2 protein-coding genes are annotated in these 2,032 nt (G+C 40.8%); both read left to right on the forward strand.

What is annotated here, in order from left to right; all coding sequences use genetic code 11:
* Positions 1–821 (forward strand): ATP phosphoribosyltransferase (gene hisG / locus ACESK1_RS13180; protein ID WP_372920632.1); only part of this gene is annotated, 821 nt, incomplete at its 5' end.
* Positions 822–831: 10 nt separating this feature from the next.
* Positions 832–2,032 (forward strand): histidinol dehydrogenase (hisD, locus tag ACESK1_RS13185; RefSeq protein WP_372920633.1); only part of this gene is annotated, 1,201 nt, incomplete at its 3' end.

A 2,032-nucleotide genomic window follows, 5' to 3' on the forward strand; every position in this document is an offset into this window, starting at 1 on the left:
GACTTAACGAGGATTCGCTCAGAATCCTTAAAGATGCTGGCATTTCGATAGACAACGGTAAGGAACAGTTAAAAGCCACGGCCCGCAATTTTCCTCTGGAAGTAATGTATTTAAGAAATGGTGATATTCCCCAATATTTAAGAGACGGAGTTGTAGATGTTGCTATTCTGGGTGAAAATGTATTGGTAGAAAAAGGAAAAGATATCATAAGAGGTGAAAAACTCGGATTTTCGAAATGCAGGGTTTCTCTTGCCGTGCCTAAATCGATGAAATACACAGGGATTCAGGATCTAAATGGTAAGAAAATAGCAACTTCTTATCCTAATACTGTTAATGAGTTTTTAGCGAATAAAAACATTTCAGCAGAATTGCATATCATTAATGGGTCGGTAGAGATCGCTCCAAATATTGGTCTTGCTGATGCTATTTGTGATATAGTGTCCAGTGGAAGTACCCTTTTTAAGAATGGATTAAAAGAGGTCGAAGTGATGTTGAAAAGCGAGGCTGTTTTGGCTATTTCTCCTGAAATTTCTGTTGAAAGGAAAAATATTCTGAAGAAACTGCAATTCAGACTCAAATCGGTTTTAAACGCCCGAACCTCTAAATATATCCTGCTCAATGCACCAAATGAGAAACTGAACAGGATTATAGAATTATTGCCGGGAATGCGAAGTCCTACTGTTTTGCCATTGGCTGAAGAAGGTTGGAGTTCAATTCACACCGTAATTAGTGAAGAGCGCTTTTGGGAAGTTATTGATGAACTTAAGGATAACGGAGCCGAAGGGATTCTTGTTGCTCCAATCGAGAAAATGGTAATATAATATTTAAGCAATGAAAAGATTTAATAATCCCGCTCGCGAAAACTGGTCAGAAATTCTTAAAAGACCTACGCAATCTCTCGAAGAAATAGAAGAAACGGTGAAGCAAGTTTTTGCTGAAGTAAAAAGCAAAGGAGATCTTGCTGTAACCAAATACACCGAATTATTTGATGGTTTTAAACTTGATGCCACCCGGGTTTCAGAAGAGGAAGCTGAAATGGCTATAAAAGCTGTTCCCACAGAACTTAAAGAAGCAATCCAACTGGCAAAAGCAAATATTTCGAAATTTCACAAAGCCCAAAAGACGGAAAAGGTTTTGGTAGAAACTTCTCCTGGCGTGGAATGCTGGCAGGAAAAGAGGTCTATTCAAAAAGTGGGCTTATATATTCCCGGTGGTAGTGCACCTTTGTTTTCAACTATTTTAATGTTAGCCGTACCGGCCTCATTGGCTGGTTGCAGGGAGATCGTGTTATGTACACCTCCCGGTAAAGATGGGAATATAGACCCTGCGATTCTTTACACTGCAGAATTATGCGGAGTTACACAGATTTTTAAAGTGGGTGGAATTCAGGCAATTGCTGCGATGACCTTTGGCACCGACAGTATTCCGAAGGTTTATAAGATCTTTGGCCCGGGAAATCAGTTTGTAACTGTAGCCAAGCAATATGCTACCCGGTATGATGTTGCCATAGATATGCCTGCCGGCCCTTCGGAATTGCTGGTGGTGGCCGATGACTCAGCGGATGCAAGCTTCGTCGCTTCCGATCTTTTAAGTCAGGCTGAACACGGTGCCGATAGCCAGGTTGTGTTGGTTTCTACTTCTGAAAAATTACTCGATACCGTGGAAATCCAAATTCAAAATCAGCTGGAAAAACTGCCCCGAAAGGCCATAGCTCAGCAAGCCATTGAACACTGTAGGTTTATATCTATGAAGATGGATGAAACAGCTCTGGACCTCATAAATTATTACGGCCCCGAACATTTTATCATTTGCACAGAGAACGAAGAATTTTATGCAGATGGAATTGAAAATGCCGGATCGGTTTTTATAGGGAATTATACTCCGGAGAGCGCCGGAGATTACGCTTCGGGAACCAATCACACCTTACCTACCAATGGTTATGCAAAACAATATAGCGGTGTAAATTTGGATAGTTTTATGAAGGCGATGACATTCCAAAAGATCTCTTCAGAAGGAATTATGGAGATTGGCC

The organism is Salegentibacter sp. (assembly GCF_041642575.1).
GTDB lineage: Bacteria > Bacteroidota > Bacteroidia > Flavobacteriales > Flavobacteriaceae > Salegentibacter.